Consider the following 800-nt stretch of genomic DNA (forward strand, 5'->3'; position numbering starts at 1 on the left):
CGGCGGCAGCCTGCGGGCGGGCGTCACCGAGAATCCGGTGCTGCTGACCCGCTCGGTCGCCTCCGGCGAGACCAGGGTGACGATGGGCGGCGCGCCGGTCACGGTCTGGCCCGGCGGCGGCATCACGGTGATGGCCGACGTGACCCGGCTGCCGAGGAACGCCTTCGGCTCGGTGCCGACCCCGGCGATCGTCGCGCCGATCGAGTTCACCCTGCCGCGCGACCTTTATGCGCGCTTGGGCGGACACGATGGCGACGTGGTGGCGATGACGGATATGCTGCGCGAGATCGGGCCCGCGGCCCGGATCGATCCGTGGAATCCTGGCCATCCCTGGCCGGCGGCGGACGTGGCAGGAGGGCCGGCATGAACGCCCCGCACCGGCACGAGGCGCCGACCCCCGAGATCGATGCCGAGGCGGTCCGCACCTATCGGGTCGAGGAGCAGATCGGCTACCTGATCCGCCGGGCGCACCAGCGCGCCTCCGCGATCTTCGAGACGGTGATGCGGGACTTCTCCGTCACGCCGGTGCAGTTCGCCGTGATGACGAAGCTCCACGACCTCGGGCCGACCTCGCAGAACCAGGTCGGACGCCTCGTCGGGGTCGACCCGGCGACGATGTTCGGCGTCGCCCGCCGCCTCACCGCCCGCGGCCTGGTCCGGCCGACGGCCGACGAATCCGATGCCCGGCTGGTGCTGCTGACACTGACAGCGGAGGGTCTCGCGGTGATCGAGGCAATGAAGAGCCGCGGCGCCGAGGTGACGGCCCGCACCCTCGAGCCCCTCTCCCCGGAGGAGGCGGC

At 72.6% G+C, this 800-nt stretch carries 1 protein-coding gene and 1 pseudogene; both read left to right on the plus strand.

Annotation, left to right across the window (positions count from 1 at the left end):
• Positions 1-367, plus strand: a pseudogene (locus tag VQ03_RS30145) (6-hydroxynicotinate reductase); the annotation flags it as partial.
• The coding region (locus VQ03_RS30150; protein WP_048454622.1) for a MarR family winged helix-turn-helix transcriptional regulator at positions 364-800 on the plus strand (437 nt) is incomplete at its 3' end. The pseudogene VQ03_RS30145 and the gene VQ03_RS30150, both read left to right, overlap by 4 nt.

Origin of the sequence: Methylobacterium tarhaniae (genome assembly GCF_001043955.1) — a bacterium.
GTDB classification, from domain to species: Bacteria; Pseudomonadota; Alphaproteobacteria; order Rhizobiales; family Beijerinckiaceae; genus Methylobacterium; species Methylobacterium tarhaniae.